14 protein-coding genes, 1 tRNA gene and 1 pseudogene are annotated in these 15,125 nt (G+C 44.8%); 4 read left to right on the top strand and 12 right to left on the bottom strand.

Annotation, left to right across the window (positions count from 1 at the left end; genetic code table 11):
• Positions 1-186: 186 nt before the first annotated feature.
• The 3 genes and pseudogenes from OGX98_RS07155 to OGX98_RS07150 all read right to left on the bottom strand — a co-directional run bounded on the left by OGX98_RS07155 (position 187) and on the right by OGX98_RS07150 (position 1,820).
• The gene (locus OGX98_RS07155) at positions 187-1,113 is read right to left on the bottom strand and encodes an alpha/beta hydrolase (RefSeq protein WP_286595043.1); all 927 of its coding nucleotides are present in this window, start codon (positions 1,111-1,113) and stop codon (positions 187-189) included.
• Positions 1,114-1,146: 33 nt separating this feature from the next.
• Positions 1,147-1,239, bottom strand: a pseudogene (locus OGX98_RS23975) (hypothetical protein); the annotation flags it as partial.
• 62 nt (positions 1,240-1,301) lie between these two features.
• A complete protein-coding gene (locus OGX98_RS07150; protein WP_045440287.1) occupies positions 1,302-1,820 on the bottom strand; it encodes a 2-thiouracil desulfurase family protein in 519 nt (172 codons plus the stop codon).
• A gap of 238 nt (positions 1,821-2,058) precedes the next feature.
• On the opposite strand from OGX98_RS07150, the gene OGX98_RS07145 reads away from it, so the two are divergent.
• Entirely contained in the window at positions 2,059-2,910 is an 852-nt protein-coding gene (locus tag OGX98_RS07145; protein WP_286595042.1) for an aldo/keto reductase, read from the top strand.
• 26 nt (positions 2,911-2,936) lie between these two features.
• Positions 2,937-3,926, top strand: coding sequence for an aldo/keto reductase (locus OGX98_RS07140; RefSeq protein WP_045440284.1), 990 nt, complete (start codon positions 2,937-2,939; stop codon positions 3,924-3,926).
• 34 nt (positions 3,927-3,960) lie between these two features.
• On the opposite strand, the gene OGX98_RS07135 is transcribed toward OGX98_RS07140, so the two are convergent.
• Entirely contained in the window at positions 3,961-4,854 is an 894-nt protein-coding gene (locus OGX98_RS07135) for a LysR family transcriptional regulator (protein WP_045440282.1), read from the bottom strand.
• 449 nt (positions 4,855-5,303) lie between these two features.
• Between OGX98_RS07135 and OGX98_RS07130 the strand changes: the two genes are divergently transcribed.
• Positions 5,304-5,555 carry a YdgH/BhsA/McbA family protein gene (locus tag OGX98_RS07130; RefSeq protein WP_045440279.1) on the top strand — a complete coding sequence of 84 codons (252 nt, stop codon included), beginning with the start codon at positions 5,304-5,306 and terminating at the stop codon, positions 5,553-5,555.
• A gap of 57 nt (positions 5,556-5,612) precedes the next feature.
• Positions 5,613-5,963, top strand: a complete 351-nt coding sequence (locus tag OGX98_RS07125; RefSeq protein ID WP_048221996.1) for a helix-turn-helix domain-containing protein — start codon at positions 5,613-5,615, stop codon at positions 5,961-5,963.
• Positions 5,964-6,133: 170 nt separating this feature from the next.
• Here OGX98_RS07125 and OGX98_RS07120 read toward each other — a convergent pair.
• From OGX98_RS07120 to OGX98_RS07085, 8 genes are all read right to left on the bottom strand, one after another.
• Positions 6,134-6,209 (bottom strand) — tRNA-Thr (locus tag OGX98_RS07120).
• 253 nt (positions 6,210-6,462) lie between these two features.
• Entirely contained in the window at positions 6,463-6,927 is a 465-nt protein-coding gene (locus OGX98_RS07115; protein ID WP_225760507.1) for a methyltransferase family protein, read from the bottom strand.
• 267 nt (positions 6,928-7,194) lie between these two features.
• Entirely contained in the window at positions 7,195-8,643 is a 1,449-nt protein-coding gene (locus tag OGX98_RS07110; protein ID WP_200013305.1) for an EAL domain-containing protein, read from the bottom strand.
• A 342-nt stretch (positions 8,644-8,985) separates the two neighbouring features.
• Positions 8,986-9,459 (bottom strand): FidL-like protein, encoded by a 474-nt coding sequence (locus OGX98_RS07105; RefSeq protein ID WP_045440270.1) that lies wholly within the window; start codon positions 9,457-9,459, stop codon positions 8,986-8,988.
• On the bottom strand, positions 9,434-10,171 hold the full coding sequence (locus OGX98_RS07100; RefSeq protein WP_286595039.1) for a winged helix-turn-helix domain-containing protein: 738 nt from the start codon (positions 10,169-10,171) through the stop codon (positions 9,434-9,436). The genes OGX98_RS07105 and OGX98_RS07100 overlap by 26 nt, the downstream gene beginning before the upstream one ends.
• A 143-nt stretch (positions 10,172-10,314) precedes the next feature.
• Positions 10,315-11,010 carry a fimbrial biogenesis chaperone gene (locus OGX98_RS07095; RefSeq protein ID WP_286595038.1) on the bottom strand — a complete coding sequence of 232 codons (696 nt, stop codon included), beginning with the start codon at positions 11,008-11,010 and terminating at the stop codon, positions 10,315-10,317.
• A complete protein-coding gene (locus tag OGX98_RS07090; RefSeq protein ID WP_286595037.1) occupies positions 11,007-12,623 on the bottom strand; it encodes a fimbrial adhesin EcpD family protein in 1,617 nt (538 codons plus the stop codon). The genes OGX98_RS07095 and OGX98_RS07090 overlap by 4 nt, the downstream gene beginning before the upstream one ends.
• A 4-nt stretch (positions 12,624-12,627) precedes the next feature.
• Positions 12,628-15,120: a CS1-pili formation C-terminal domain-containing protein gene (locus OGX98_RS07085; protein ID WP_200013301.1), complete on the bottom strand. Its 2,493-nt coding sequence runs from the start codon at positions 15,118-15,120 to the stop codon at positions 12,628-12,630.
• Positions 15,121-15,125: the final 5 nt, after the last annotated feature.

Genomic DNA, 15,125 nt, shown 5'->3' with positions numbered 1-15,125 from the left:
GATTTTCTCTGGTTTGAAGTAGTCTGATCTCAGTTGTGAGACTTTCAAATCAGGCTATCTGCTGTGAGCGAGAAACTGCGTTGCGCTAATAACATCAGGCATAGTTTAATCATACATATCGGGGTGGGTAGTCGCCCAACCCGCTCGAATCTGAAAACTTGTGCAATTTCCCAGGGCTGCATATCCTTATTCAGGGCTAATGTTGTCTGCATTTTTAGACAAAAATTGAGAAATGGCATCAACTATACCGGGCGCAAGAGGAAGTGATGGGTTTGTATAAGCAGCAATATTTTCTTGCCTGTTATCTGAAGTAACCGGCTTTAATACGTGATTTGTATCAGGAAACATTACAACCGTTGCTCCAGGGTTTGCTGCTGCAAGTTCTCCTGCGTTGTTTTTATCCACCTGAATATCTCGTTCTCCTTGTAAGATCAATATCGGTTTAGTTACAGCCTCTATCATTTGGCTCGGGTTGTATGTAAAAAGGTCTATAAGAAATCCCTGAACTGAAGGATTGAATATACTTTGTAATACGGGGGGCATATTTTCAACATCGATATATTGGCCCTGTTCAAGCGCATCGATAACTTTACCCCCCAGCGTTTGAAGAGTCGCGTCCTCTAGATTTGTTTTGAACTGATGCCGCAAAACTTCGCTCAGGGGGCGTGATGGTGTTGCGACCAGGATTATGCCAGAGATCTGATTTTCCTGAGCTGAAGCTAGTGTAACTATCCCACCTTCGCTATGTCCAAGGAGCCAAACACATTCTGTATTGAATCGGCGGTTCAGAATGTTCAACCACGACCGAATATCGTCGACATAATCTTTCAAGACCACCGAGTTTGCATCCATAACTGCTGATAAACTGCCAAACATGCCACGTTTATCAATTCTTAACACCGCTCTGCCTTTTTTAGCCAACCCTTCCGCAAGAAGTCGGTAAGTCCCGGCATTGACGCCAAGCGGATTATTGCCCTCACGATTAGTGGGTCCTGAGCCAGGAACGATCAAAATAATATTCTCAGGATTTGGAGAAGAACTGAGTAAAGTGCCTTTAAGGGGGCCCAGTGGACCATCTGCTTCCAGGAAAGTTTCGTAAGGTAAATTCGTCATAAGTTTGACTCAATGGGAGGAGTAGCCCTACATTTAACAGCCTTTACTTTTGAAAAAAATCAATCTTGCCTCGTTTAAACTAAAAGTATTAGCCCCGCCAGAGTAATCAGGATTTTCAAACTGAACAAGATCATCTTCTCATTCACAGATTGGCACAAAGCGGTCTGAATTAAGACGGATGATACCCGTTAAGAGCGGGAAGCGGACGCTAACTCAAAATCCCTGTCCTTAATCCAGGAAATAAGCTCCACGACCTGTGTATCTGAAAATACTTTTATACCATGCTCTGAAAGTAGCGATGCCGCAACTCCCATACCTGATTTACGCTGGCCACTGAAAGAGCCGTCATAAATAAACTCGACACCACATGTTGGACTGCCGTCAGTTAACAACGCAGCGGTGCAACCAGATTCCAGTGCCGTGCGCAATGCCAGCCAGGCTGCGAGTCGATATTGTTCCGTAACATCTCGCCCCGTGTTCTCTATTATGCTGGCTCGCCCTTGCATCACATCTGTGCCGCAAGCAGAAATAATCTCTGCCGGTGGGCGCGGCACAGGCAACCCGGCAGCCATTTCGGGGCAGTGAATTACCAGACGTTGTTCTTCTTGCCAGCGAGCAAGTTGAGCCGTCACCTGTGCTTTCTCACTTCCGTTATAACGGACTTTTAACCCCATCAGGCAGGCACTTACCAGTATTTTATTTACCATCGTTTTTTTCAATTTATGTACAGAACATTTTGATCATAACACTTCGTCACGATGCATTAATTACTCACCATTAACAACACATATCGACAGAAGTGACTTCCGCTCCTGTACTAAGCCTATTGTCATATATCCACAAGATTAATGAACATATCTAATAAACCCTAGCTAATTACCCTATCTAATCGAATAAATCAGTTTGCGTTATGCTTTTCCCGGACAACAGCTGAGAGATAACGTCATGCAAACTGTAAAACTGAACAATGGTATCGAAATGCCCCTGCTGGGTTTTGGTGTGTTTCAGATGACGGATGCCGCCGAATGCGAGCGTGCCGTTATTGATGCAATCAATACGGGATACCGCCTGATCGATACCGCTGCTTCATACCAGAATGAAACCCAGGTAGGGAACGCACTGAAACAGACCGGTGTCGCTCGTAGCGAGCTCTTTGTAACAACCAAGCTTTGGCTACAGGATACCAATTACGCAGGTGCTAAAGCTCAGTTTGAGCGTTCATTGAACCGGCTGCAACTGGACTACGTTGACCTGTACCTGATTCACCAGCCTTACGGTGATGTCCATGGTGCCTGGCGTGCCATGGAAGAACTGCAACAGGCAGGCAAAATTCGCGCCATTGGCGTCAGTAACTTCCATCCTGACAGACTGGCCGACCTTATCGCCTTCAACAGCGTTGTCCCCGCAGTAAACCAGATTGAAGTTAACCCCTTCAACCAGCAACTGCATGCCGTTGCCTGGATGCAAAGCCGTGGGATTCAACCGGAAGCCTGGGCTCCGTTTGCTGAAGGTAAAAATGGTCTGTTCCAGCATCCCGTATTAACGGCGATTGGTCATAAGTACGGCAAAAGCGTAGGCCAGGTTGTTCTGCGGTGGATCTTCCAGCGAGGCATCGTTTCGCTGGCTAAATCAGTACGAAAAGAACGTATGGAAGAGAACATCAACATTCTCGATTTTGAACTCACTACTGAGGATATGCTGCAGATTGCCGCCCTTGACACCGCAACCAGCGCATTCTTCTCACACCGCGATCCAGCAATGGTGGAATGGCTGACTGGCCGCAAACTTGATGTTTAAGCCGCGATAAAAGAGGTATTCATTAAATGCAAAAACGTTATCTGGGTAAATCCGGGTTAGAAGTGTCAGCGCTTGGGCTCGGTTGCATGGGACTCAGCCACGGCTACGGCCCGGCGACAGATACCCGTCAGGCTATCGAACTCATTCGCGCAGCGGTTGAACGTGGCGTTACTTTCTTCGACACCGCTGAAGTGTATGGTCCATTTCTGAATGAAGACGTTGTCGGCGAAGCCTTAAAACCCTTTCGCGACCGCGTGGTTATCGCAACTAAATTTGGTTTTACCTTTGGAGATGACAACAAGCAGCAGATTTTAAACAGCCGTCCAGAGCATATCCGTGAAGCTGTTGAAGGATCATTACGCCGTCTCAAGACAGACGTTATTGATTTGCTGTACCAGCACCGTGTCGATCCTGATGTTCCAATTGAAGATGTTGCCGGAACGGTAAAAGACCTGATAGCAGAAGGGAAGGTCAAACATTTCGGTCTGTCCGAAGCGGGAGCACAAACCATTCGCCGTGCGCATGCTGTACATCCTGTCACTGCCCTGCAAAGCGAATACTCCATGTGGTGGCGCGAGCCTGAACAAGAGATCCTGCCGTTGCTGGAGGAATTGGGCATTGGTTTTGTGCCATTCAGCCCATTAGGCAAAGGATTCCTGACAGGCTCGATTAAGTCAGGAACGACTTTTGGGAAGGATGATTACCGCAGCACCGTGCCGCGCTTCGCCGAGCAAGCGATTGAAGCCAATGAAAAGCTGGTCTATTTATTGGGTGAACTGGCTGCCGAGAAAGGTGTAACGTCTGCGCAAATCGCGTTGGCATGGTTACTGGCACAAAAACCGTGGATTGTTCCTATTCCGGGTACAACCAAACTGCACCGGTTGGAGGAAAACCTGGGGGCTGCTGACCTTATTCTTTCGCAGGATGATTTATTTCAGGTAACACAGGCGCTTGAAACAATCAAAATCGTCGGCGCGCGCTACTCACCTGAGCATCAGGCTCGTGTAGGCCGTTAAAACTTAAGCGGGTCCACCGTGAATTACGGACCCGCTATTCAGAGTACCGAAGCGCATCTATCATCAGCGCAAAAGCGGGTGGATGCTGTTTGCGGCTGGGATAATAAAGGTAATAACCGGGGAATGAAGGGCACCACTCCTGCAGAACCAGAATAAGTTCTCCTGACTTTATATAATCCTCAACCATATCCTCAGGAACACAAGCGATACCAAAACCAGATAAAACAGCATCGATCCTTTCTGCCAGTAGATTAAAGGTCACCTGCCCTTCAACTCTGACCCGTAACGGTTTCCCTTCCTTCTCGAACTCCCAGTGGTAAAGCCCACCAGCAGTCGGCAGACGCATATTGATGCAGCGATGATTTTGTAATTCGTGTGGTGTTTCAGGAGCAGGGTTAGCGGCAAAATATGACGGTGCGCCAACCACTGCCATCCGCATATCCGGTCCGATCCTCACAGCGACCATGTCTTTAGCCACGCTCTCGCCCAGACGAATTCCGGCATCAAAACGCCCTTCAACAATATCGACAAAACCATTATCAACAACCAGTTCGACATTGATTTCCGGGTATTCCCTGAGGAAAGGTTTTAGCTTCGGCCATACAAGACTTCGCGCAGCATGTTCCCCGGCGGATAAACGGATATTGCCGGAGGCAATACCGTTAAGTTGCACGAGCGATTCCAGCTCCTGCTCAAGATCGGCAATACGCGGTTCAAGACAGGCAATAATTCTCTCACCTGCTTCTGTGGGGGCAACGCTTCGGGTGGTTCGGGTTAAAAGGCGGATGTTTAACCTTTCCTCCAGCGCTTTTATCGCATGGCTAAGTGCTGACTGAGAAACACCAAGTTTGCCAGCAGCTTTGGTAAAACTTCTCTCCCTTGCTACCACAAGAAAGATTTGCAGTTCGTTGAAGTTTTCTCTAAGCATTGGCTATTTCCTTATTAAAGCATTCCCCCAAAGAGGACCATGATGGATGTTCACAGGCACCATCATTTTAGCCTCATTACTGACAATAGCGATAATTGATATTCTGTTCATACCAGAAATAAGTCTGTGTTATCAGAAGGTTTGTCATGAAAATACGCGTTACCGTGGCACCTAAAAATATTACTTTTCGTCATGAACACTACCATTAAATTGGCCCATCACCCCGTGACTTTTTTTAGATATGGACACCTCGCGGTAAAGAACCTGCGTGCATTATCAACAGAAAAACCTGTATTCAAAACAAGTTAACCATCTAAAAACCTGACAATTTTGTCATATGGCTGTCAGTTTTATGACAGCTTAGAACCGTATATTTATTTGTGAGAACCAGCAGGAATTCCTTCTGTTCTCAGGTCTGGTAAAAAATTTACTCAGAAGAGGTACGCAATATGAAAACACTATTTGTGACGACATTCCTCATCGGATTTATTTCAATGAATGTTGCATCTGCAGCCCAGCATATTAATCATACAGATGGTAAACAAAAGATTGGCGTAGTCTCAACCAGCAATGCCTATACACTTAATGATTTATCGAATGAGCTTTCTCGCAAGGCTGATGAACAAGGTGCAACATCATTCAAAATTCTGTCAATCACAGGGAACAATCGTTTGCACGGTGTTGCAGCAATTTATAAATAAATTATCAATATCCTGAGAAGGATGGTGTCATAAACCTTTCATAATGAGCGTCAACTTATGTTCAGAACAGAAGACATCATCGATGAGATAATCCAATGGATTGATTTAAACATACACAAACCGCTGAAGATCGAGGATGTTGCAACGCGAGCAGGATACTCGAAGTGGCATCTTCAGCGGGTTTTCATGCAGGTTAAAGACGTTAGTCTTGGTAAATATATTAGAGATAAAAAACTCAGACTTGCGGCAAGGGATCTTGTTGAAACCAATGAATCGATTATAGAAATCGCTTTTAAGTATGGTTTTGACTCTCAACAGACGTTCACAAGGGTGTTTTCAAATAATTATCGACTGTCACCTTTAAAATATAGAAAAATCAAAAGGATAAAAAAATCAAAAACTCCCTGATACATTTAAAATTTTAAACGCATTTAAAATGATGCAACCTACGATAGTGCCCCCACTTATGCCCCCCAACAATAACTTGATTCCGGTTGATAACAGCAGATAGATATGGGCCAGAATCCACAGCATACGGGCTTTGCGTTGATTTCGGTAGACTTGGGAAGAGTTTAAAATGGTGCCGATAATAGGAGTCGAACCTACGACCTTCGCATTACGAATGCGCTGCTCTACCAACTGAGCTATATCGGCCCTGAAAAGGACATGTCCACGAATGTGAGCACGGGGTAGAAGGTTAAAACTAACCGGGCGACGCGTCAATGGCCTTGCGAATCAAACGCCTATTTTTGCATCACCCGGTTTCAATTACGCACGAATCGTGTCGTCACAAAGCCTACCCATTTGTATATGGTCAGTGCTTCCACACACGCCATCACAGACACAGCGGAGCGCTTGCATCGCTTTTCCCGTTGGCAATAGCTATATTCGAGATCACCGGGTATTACTATAACCAACGACGAACTTGCCGTTCATAATGTTCCCATTCCAGCCCGAAATGTTTTCGCAGTTGTTCCTCTTCAAAATCGATATGCAATCTGGCAACTACCAGCATAAACAGCGGTACAGCCAGTATCCCGGCAATGCTCCCGACGCAGAGAGCAAAGGCCAACTGGAGTCCACTCATACCAAGGTAGATCGGGTTGCGGCTCCAGGCGTAACATCCGCTGGTAACAAGCGTGGTCGATTTTTCTGCATGAAGCGGGTTGAGCGTCGTACGTTTCATCCGCATCTGCCACGCGGTATGAAGTATCATCGCCAGGCTGACAACCGCCAGCAATACGCTTAACGCGGTATTCACCGCGCCGAAAGAAAAACGCTGGCTCAGCGTCAACGCATCCGCGACGAGGAATAGTACTAAGATCAGCGGTGGCGGAAACCATACTCTTAATTTTATCAGGAAATTACGCATGGCTACGGGCTAACCTCGGGACTTTAGCGATTAACACTTACACAGCTATGAATAACCCGTTTAGGATAAATAAACAAATGATGCTTCGCTCGCAACAGGATATCTCCTTAACCAGACAGGCAAAACCTATCGTGCCTGTCTCTGCAAAAAAACTGCACCGGAGGCATTTGCCCCTGATGCTCCGGAAATAAAAATAGTGTAGATAACCATACGGCTTTTAACACACGCACGTACTAAGTCTTATGCCCTTCTCACTCCCGAAAGGCTCTACGTTGAGAAAGTGGAGTCAGACACTGATTCAAACATACTTACAGACTGCTTGTAATACCGGATAAAATCATCAAACGTCACTGGCGGTAAAAATTGATAACCCTGCAGGTAATCAACATTATTTTTTCCCAGCCACTGCTGCTGATAGCCGTATTCAACGCCCTCCGCGACCATACGCAATCCCAAGAGTCCGGAAAGGTGAATGATTGACTCGAGCATAGGAATATGTTGCTCAACCTCTTTAATAGCCTTGATGAACGTTTTGTCAATTTTTATAACATCTAGTTCTAACTCATTGAGATAGCAGAGGTTAGCGTATCCAGTCCCAAAATCATCTAAAGCAAACAGCACCCCTCTGTTTCTCAGTGATCGTATCAGCTCTTTGATTGCCGGAGTGATAGTGAGGGTCTGGTTTTCGGTTATTTCAATCATCAATTTAATCGGTAGCCTTTGCGTTATTTCCATGAAATTAAGGCATTCCCAATAAAAGACGGGGTTGCTTAAACCAGATGGACTAACATTAAATGAGACGAATAGAGTTTTATTGATACCCTCACCTCCATCGACCAGTACACGCGCAACGGTGGTCATTAAATAGCTCGTCAGCTCATTAATTAAACCACTTTTCTCTGCCAGCGGAATAAACTCACGCTGAGAAATGGCATAGTTATGACCCTGTGGCCAGCGAGCTAAAACCTCAACACCACAGACGTCCCCACTAATATTTACGATGGGTTGAAAATAAGGAATGATTTCTTCATTCCTTATTGCCATACTCAGTCTACTAGAATCTGAGGCATCATATGCATCGCCGTAAATTATATTCTCTGCAGAATGACTGTTTGTCGGATAATCTTCATGCAATAAATTATTCCTGGTCAAAAAAATGACAACCTCATTAAAATGAGAAAATCCTAGTCGGGCAGTAATTCTTTCCCGATATCGGTACACTGACTTAATTGTTAGCGAGTTAGCAATACAAAAATCGTGCAACTTTTCTTTTGTGAATGATGCATACAGCATTTCCTCTTCAAATTCGGTCAAATGAAAAGTAAACATTGTTGAACCTTTAGTGACTTCCACAACCTCATTAGGTTCCATTAGATTGGCTCTTAGCTGAGAAATCAATTGATCCGACAACTCCCGTCCACTAATAAAGGCATACTCCTCGTACCCCCGATTAACAGGACGGGTTTCATTCATCCGAAGAACAATACAATTTATATTAATAAACTGTGTACTGTTTCTCTGGAACCACTTCCTGACCAGGAATAATGGTAACCGGTTATCGATAACCAGCAAACAGGACGGATATTGTAGAGTAACTGACGGCGTACCAGAAATAAATGTCCGCGCATCGACCAACACCAGATTTGGCAACCATGCTTTTATTCCTGAGAAAAGAAAAATATCATAACTGAGCAGAAAAACCTTTTTCGTATTCATAGTTACCACCAACTTAAATTTATGGCATAGCAGGTCCCTCGTTTTATAAACGAGAGAATATACAACACCTTCAGCCTCCAGCAATTATAATGCGATTTGCAAATTAACTTTATCCATAAGTCATATCACGTAGTTTCAGAGTTTATAATCACGATTATCCACATGAGTATTCCCAACAAATGGTAAGGCCATTTTAAATATTAAAAAAGGAAAATTCCTAATGTTTTATAAGTACAAATCCTTTTACTCACTTTCACAGCAAGGCAAAATAAAAAACCACAATTCAAACAGCAACAAAATATACAACCACAAACAACCGTGGAAATAATACTTTATTGCAATTCATGCTGCCCGACAAACCATGAGCGTACGTCGCAGATCTCTTATCGCATAAACATTTCCCGCGATATGAATGATCTTGTAATAGAAAATATCCTGACGTGACATGAGCAGGTCTGTAACTTCATCAGGGACATTATCATTTTTATTTTTGACGGTGGCCACGCGGCGGGTCTGTAGGTATCCATCACGATCTTTACCTATAAAGTTCAATTCGACATTACGATCTACGGCGTAATGTTTACCCTGAACATTAAGGCTTCCCACCTGAGATACCCGCCCTTTTGTAGCGGAAGAAATACGAAAAACCAGCAGAACTTCACCTTCAATCTTTACACCCTGAGTTTGCGCCTCCAGATGCAGATAATTTTTGGCAGAACAAGTCAGCGTCTCCGAATCATGATGATGATAAAGATAGAATGCTGCTATTATTGCAAGGATAACACCCACACTAATAAATAAAGTTTTCGCATTCATGGGCAGCACCTCCTTTACCTAGCGAACAAATCCCGAGAAAGTTCTCTTTAAGAGAGTTACCTGCTGATAAATTATTGTCATCATAAAAAACAATCGTTTTCTTACCATCATGACAAACCGCATTCACTTTTCGCCACATATCAGAAGATAAAAACGCTTTAGTTTTATCAGCGTTATTGTCATCTGCAGTATAAAGTTTACAATCACCTATTGCCCTAATATAGATAAAATTCGTGGTGCCTGAATTAAAAACTGGCAATATGAAAAAAATACTCCCAAGTAAAAAAAATAATAAAATGAGCAGCATAATATTTTTACGCTTAGGTCTTACGGATGAGATCACCTTTTCCGTTTCAGATACCAAACTCACAACTTCATCCCCACTGGAAGATGCCGATTCGTCGCTGATCGAAGCATGGAACAAAAATCCCTGCCGGGGCAGCGTTTCAATGGGATTTCCCGCCCCCAACTCACTAAAGGCTTTTCGCAAAATACTGATACTTTTATTAAGACTATGACCCGATGGAGCCATACCATGCTTTTCCCATACTTCTTCAATGATAAAATCGCGATGGAGTTGTTGATTTTTATGGGCAATGAATAACTCAAGTAGTCTCACTGTAGACGCCGAAAGGATTATTGTAGTATCGCGATGTTTCAGGCTTTTGCTGGTGGAATCATACTCAACCTGATCATTAATTATACTTTTCATACTACTGGCTCTTAAATACCGTGATATTGAAAACAAATAACCATAGCCTCATCTGTGCTGAGCTGATTACTACATTTTATATAGATGGTTACAGTATAGGTTCAATATCTAATCATGGCATATCAGATCAGACTCAATGCTTACTATTGATTGAGTTTGAAGCCCCCCTGGCCCACAGGTATGTATTTCTGCAGCGCAACGATAAATTTTCGGTTTTTTGATTTCAGTTCGTTACTATGCCAGCTTTCCCCCGGTAACACATAACGCATGGTGGCTTCATCATCGGTTGAGTTGCACCCCTGGTGTATGATGATTTTAAAAAAAGTATTCCCGGTGTTTTTCAGTGTCCCGTTTGCCTCATCAATGGTATAAGCCAGATTCATTTCCCTTGGGCGAACAACCAATATTGTGTCCATAGCGATGACAGGGAGAGCCTGCCCTCCTTTCTCTTGATTACGCTCGGTAAACAACGTTATCGGCATTTCGCGAAACAGAATTCGGTAATAGCGTTCTTTATCATCCTGCGGACCACGGTAGAAAATCTTAAAAAACTCGCTCGCCTGCGGTGCCAGTGAAAAACTCAGCGGTGTAAACAGAAGTTCGCCTTCAGCAATGGCACTTCTGTTTTCACCTCCCGGTCCCGGTTTATCAATTTTTACTGCGCCAATACTATACAAATTCTGTTTCTGGCTATCGTTATAGATTCGTTTGCTGATAAACGATTTATCCGATGGCATCTCATAAATGGTCGACTCCAGGTAGACAGCCTGTGCGGAGAATGCAGCCAGCCCGGAAAGAAAGATAAATGCCCATCTAAGTGCCAGACGGCAGTGGCTCATGGCGTCACTCCCACCCAATTCGCCGTTACTTTTATCTCACCACTGGCACTGACGACACCTTCCCAGTCTGTACCGGTAACGGTTAACATCGAACGCGAATCATTCATTGGGAAAAGCAACTTCAAATCAGTAGCATAGTAACTTCCGTCATCGTTGTTATTTGCGTCCCAGGGCGTCTGTTGCCACTGCGCATCACTCATGTTGATTGCCGCTTCACTACAGCTATTTCGTTTCTGCACCACGACCCCCGATTGACTGTTGTACTGAAGAAAGGCGGGGATTGGGACGGACAGTCCTCCTTGCGTGGAGGTAAACAGGCAGTAAGGCACGCTATTTATCGTCGTACTCTCCCCGATAACTTGTGCCGTAATGCTATCGGCCTGACGGGGACCCGAGACGGTTACGGTGTAATCCATTTCAATAGGAGCGGCATCGCCAATCGTGCCACTGCCGCTCGCAGAAGCGGTGTTATCCGAAGAGATGATACTGATCCCATACTCCTTCGGCACAATATTGAGCTGTAGCGAAGGGGTAAACTGGTAGTGCCCTGACTCTGGTGTTAGGCTATTATAAAAACCGAAGGTAAACGGTTGACTGTTAGTAATGCTGATACCTGAATCAACGAGATTTTTCAGAAATGCTTTCGACAGAAAAATATAAATGTACTCTCCAGAAGTCGTGAAAACGTTGGAATAAACAGTTGAAGTATTATAGTTATACCAGTTTGAACCATTCCCGGAGTATCTCACTGTGGCCGCTCCTGGTGTAAAACCAAGCATCGCCGTGTCAACATAAGCGCGAAATGTTAAGTAGGTGGTTAGGTTTGCCGTTTGTTGCAGGTTAAAACTCACCATTTTGCAAATCACGCCGTCTGTGCTACCTACCACGCCAAGCTCGCAATAACCGGAGTCTTTGGTAATGCTCGGGGTACCGTCGCTGGCAACCCAAAGTTCTTGAAATGCATTAGTCGAAACAAGTGACAGATGCCCGCGTTTGGTTAACGTGTAATTAACGTAATTCCATAATCCAGTGGATTGGTCTTTGCAGCGTTGCCCGGAAGAATAATCATAATTTACAGAAGTATAACAGCGGTTGAACACATAGGTTTCGCTGCTACCGGTAGGCACATTACGAAAGTATTCATAGGCAGTATCAGTCAGAGAGGCGAATCCGTAGGCGCCACCAATAACGCCTGCGACAGACCCTACTTGCGCATGATAAAAACCGTTTTTGTCAGTGCCTTGCCCGGCAATAAACCCAGTTGATGGACACTGGGTGCCACTATAACAACGGATCCCCCGAAAAGGTCCATTAATCGGGGAATTATCAATCCACATGTCCTGATAATAATTTCCAGGCGCAGTCCAGCCGACAAAACCTAAATACCCGAGACTCACCTGAGAGGTACCGTATTTTATCCACGTGTTTGACCCGCTGAAACGCGGATCGAGTAACGAGGGGGTAATAAAGTATTCACTATCAATGGCATTTTCAATAAACAAATAGTTATTACTGACTGAGCCGGAAGAGATTGCATTCAAAGCCAAAGCAGGCACAGGCGCGAAACTCCCCACAGCACATATTACAGTAGCTAATTTAATTAATACTTTCATTTTATTACCTCTGCGCCATCGTGGTTTGCGTTGCACATTTCACATCACCAACCCACGCTGCACCGCGTGTTTTTTCCAAATCGAGATCGGCTTCGCATATGCTGCCATTGGCTGAAATTAACGTAATGACCGGATACTTCTTATCGATATCGATAGCAAACTCACCCTTTTCATCCGTACGCGTTTTACCGATGTGGTTATGGATATCGGTATTTGCAGCCAACTGCCCATCGGGGTAACGAATACGCCCGAATACGGTGACCATGCTTTTCACTTCAGGGTTGATAACACCCACGTTGCCCGGATATAGCGTCAGTTCCTGCTTACGCCCTGAAACAATATCGAAGCTATCTTCAGAGTTTTTATCATTGAGGATCTCCAGCTTGTACCGAGCATAAGGCGGCAGTGCAATGAAATTTGATTTACCGCTGAGAATATAATTACGGTTATTAATCTTCGCAGCCAGTTTCCCCTCGCCGGTCAAATCTGTTTTCACAATGACGCCAGACCGCTGCCTCTCTTTACTCAGACCAAAATCTTTACCTGCCCACGCCAGGGAACCTTGAGAAGAGAAGTTCATATTGGTGGAGTTGTCTGCGGAACGCGTTACCGATACGGTGCCTGCGTTATATTTCGTGTCATAACTCAGATTCCCGTTTATAGAGTAATTGTTATCGTAATACTGTTCACCACTCAGACGTGTTGATGCCGACAATCCGACCGATTTGATGGGGCCTTCAGCATACTGCTTTCGTGCACTGAGATTACCCTGGGTGCTGCCATAGCGATCCCGGGAGACCCCCATGCTCAACCACGAAGCCAACGGTAACGATAAATCCAGGCTGACATAACGTTCCTGACGTCCATCGTCATTTCGGTTGTTGTAGTAATAGCGTTGAATACCTGCACGTAACCCAACTGAGGCATATCTGCCAGAATAAAGGGTTGTGCTGTAGTCCAGGTTACGGTATTTATTTCCCGAGTAACGATTCTCCGTCTGACTAACAGTAAGCGAGCCTCCATGAGGAATAAACTTTCCGAGGTTAAGAGTTCCACCAATGGAATAATTGTCACGCTCCTGCATGGGCAGACGATCACCAATTTTACTATCTTCACGAGATGCCCAAAGAGAACCATATCCCTCAGGTACATTGAGATTGATGTTACTGATGTTTCGCCATGACGAATCGTTCGCCACCAGCGTCTGATTGCCAATGCTTACGTATTCATTCACATTGAGCGTGACGTCCGTTTCATTGACCATATTATTGTCAAAGCCGTAGATCGTCGATTTCAGACCTAATCCCGACAATATCGCCAGCGTCACCGATGCAGCCCCTCCGGCAATCCAGGTCTGCTCACTGCCCAAATCCCGATAATGGTTACGTTTATAGCTCACACGGTCGTAATCCAGTGAGCCACCAAAAATCTGCCATGAGAGCTGATCAATTCCGGCAGCTTGTTGGCGTGCAAAGATTTTATTAACCCGGCTAATACGACTATTAATTGTCCGGCCATTAACCACGATATCTACCGTGACGTCATAAACACCATACGGAAAACGACTAGTATCAATTTCATAGCTGCCCATATTAAAGTTCTGTACGCTGAGCAAACGCCCGTCACGGAATACATGAACTTCACCAGCTGCTGGCAAAAATACGGTGATCGGTGTGAGCGAAAGCGCGGTATTTTCAACAACGGTACTTCCTTTGTTTCCGTAGCTCACGCCATAAATTTTACCGCCATTAAGCGCATTCAGGCTGGCAATCGACTGGACATTCCAGGTGTCCAGCATCCCTAGCGCCAGTCGATACCCTTCATAATCGCGCTCATACATCGCACGGTATAGTTTACTGGTACCATTGCTGTCACCTATGCCGTAGAACGAACCATTAATGTTGATATGGTGTTCACGCAGCGATGTTGTGTTGTCCATCGTCAGATAGCTACGGGTACTGCTGCCGTTACGATAATCGTTGTAGTAAGAACCAAAGTTATAGTTCAGGACGTTAGAGAGAGAGTCCACGCTGGAAGGTCCAAGCAGACTGCTTCGCGCGACAATCGCTTCAGTTAAGGCATCTTTGCTGACAATCATCTCCAGGTGAAATGAAGAGACATTGAGTTGCAGGCGCGCGTCATCTGATAGCTCTATATTCGTGTTATCATGAAATTTCACATCACGAATTTTTTCCACCATCGCGCGTGTTTTTCCAGATAACACCGCATTATTAGGCAATTCAGCGAGAGTCAGAGCTTTTACTGTAATATTGCCATCAACAAGCGAAATCACCGCATCGGCAATTTTTTGCTGACTTTTCTCGTCAGTCTCGTTGTAACGAATATATACCGGCACCGTCATTCCCTGCTCCAGTGAACGGGCGAAAGCGCTGGGAATAACGTAATTGCCCACTTTTACTGGGGCTGCATGTGAAAATCCTGGTGTCAGCGCAAGAAAAAAACAAATGCTACCGCCGACAATATTTGTTGTTGTCATATGCA

Source organism: Citrobacter sp. Cm046 (genome assembly GCF_030333065.1).
Lineage (GTDB): Bacteria > Pseudomonadota > Gammaproteobacteria > Enterobacterales > Enterobacteriaceae > Citrobacter > Citrobacter murliniae.
The sequence above is the reverse complement of the archived record's forward strand: the minus strand, read 5'-3'. Positions and strand labels throughout refer to the sequence as shown.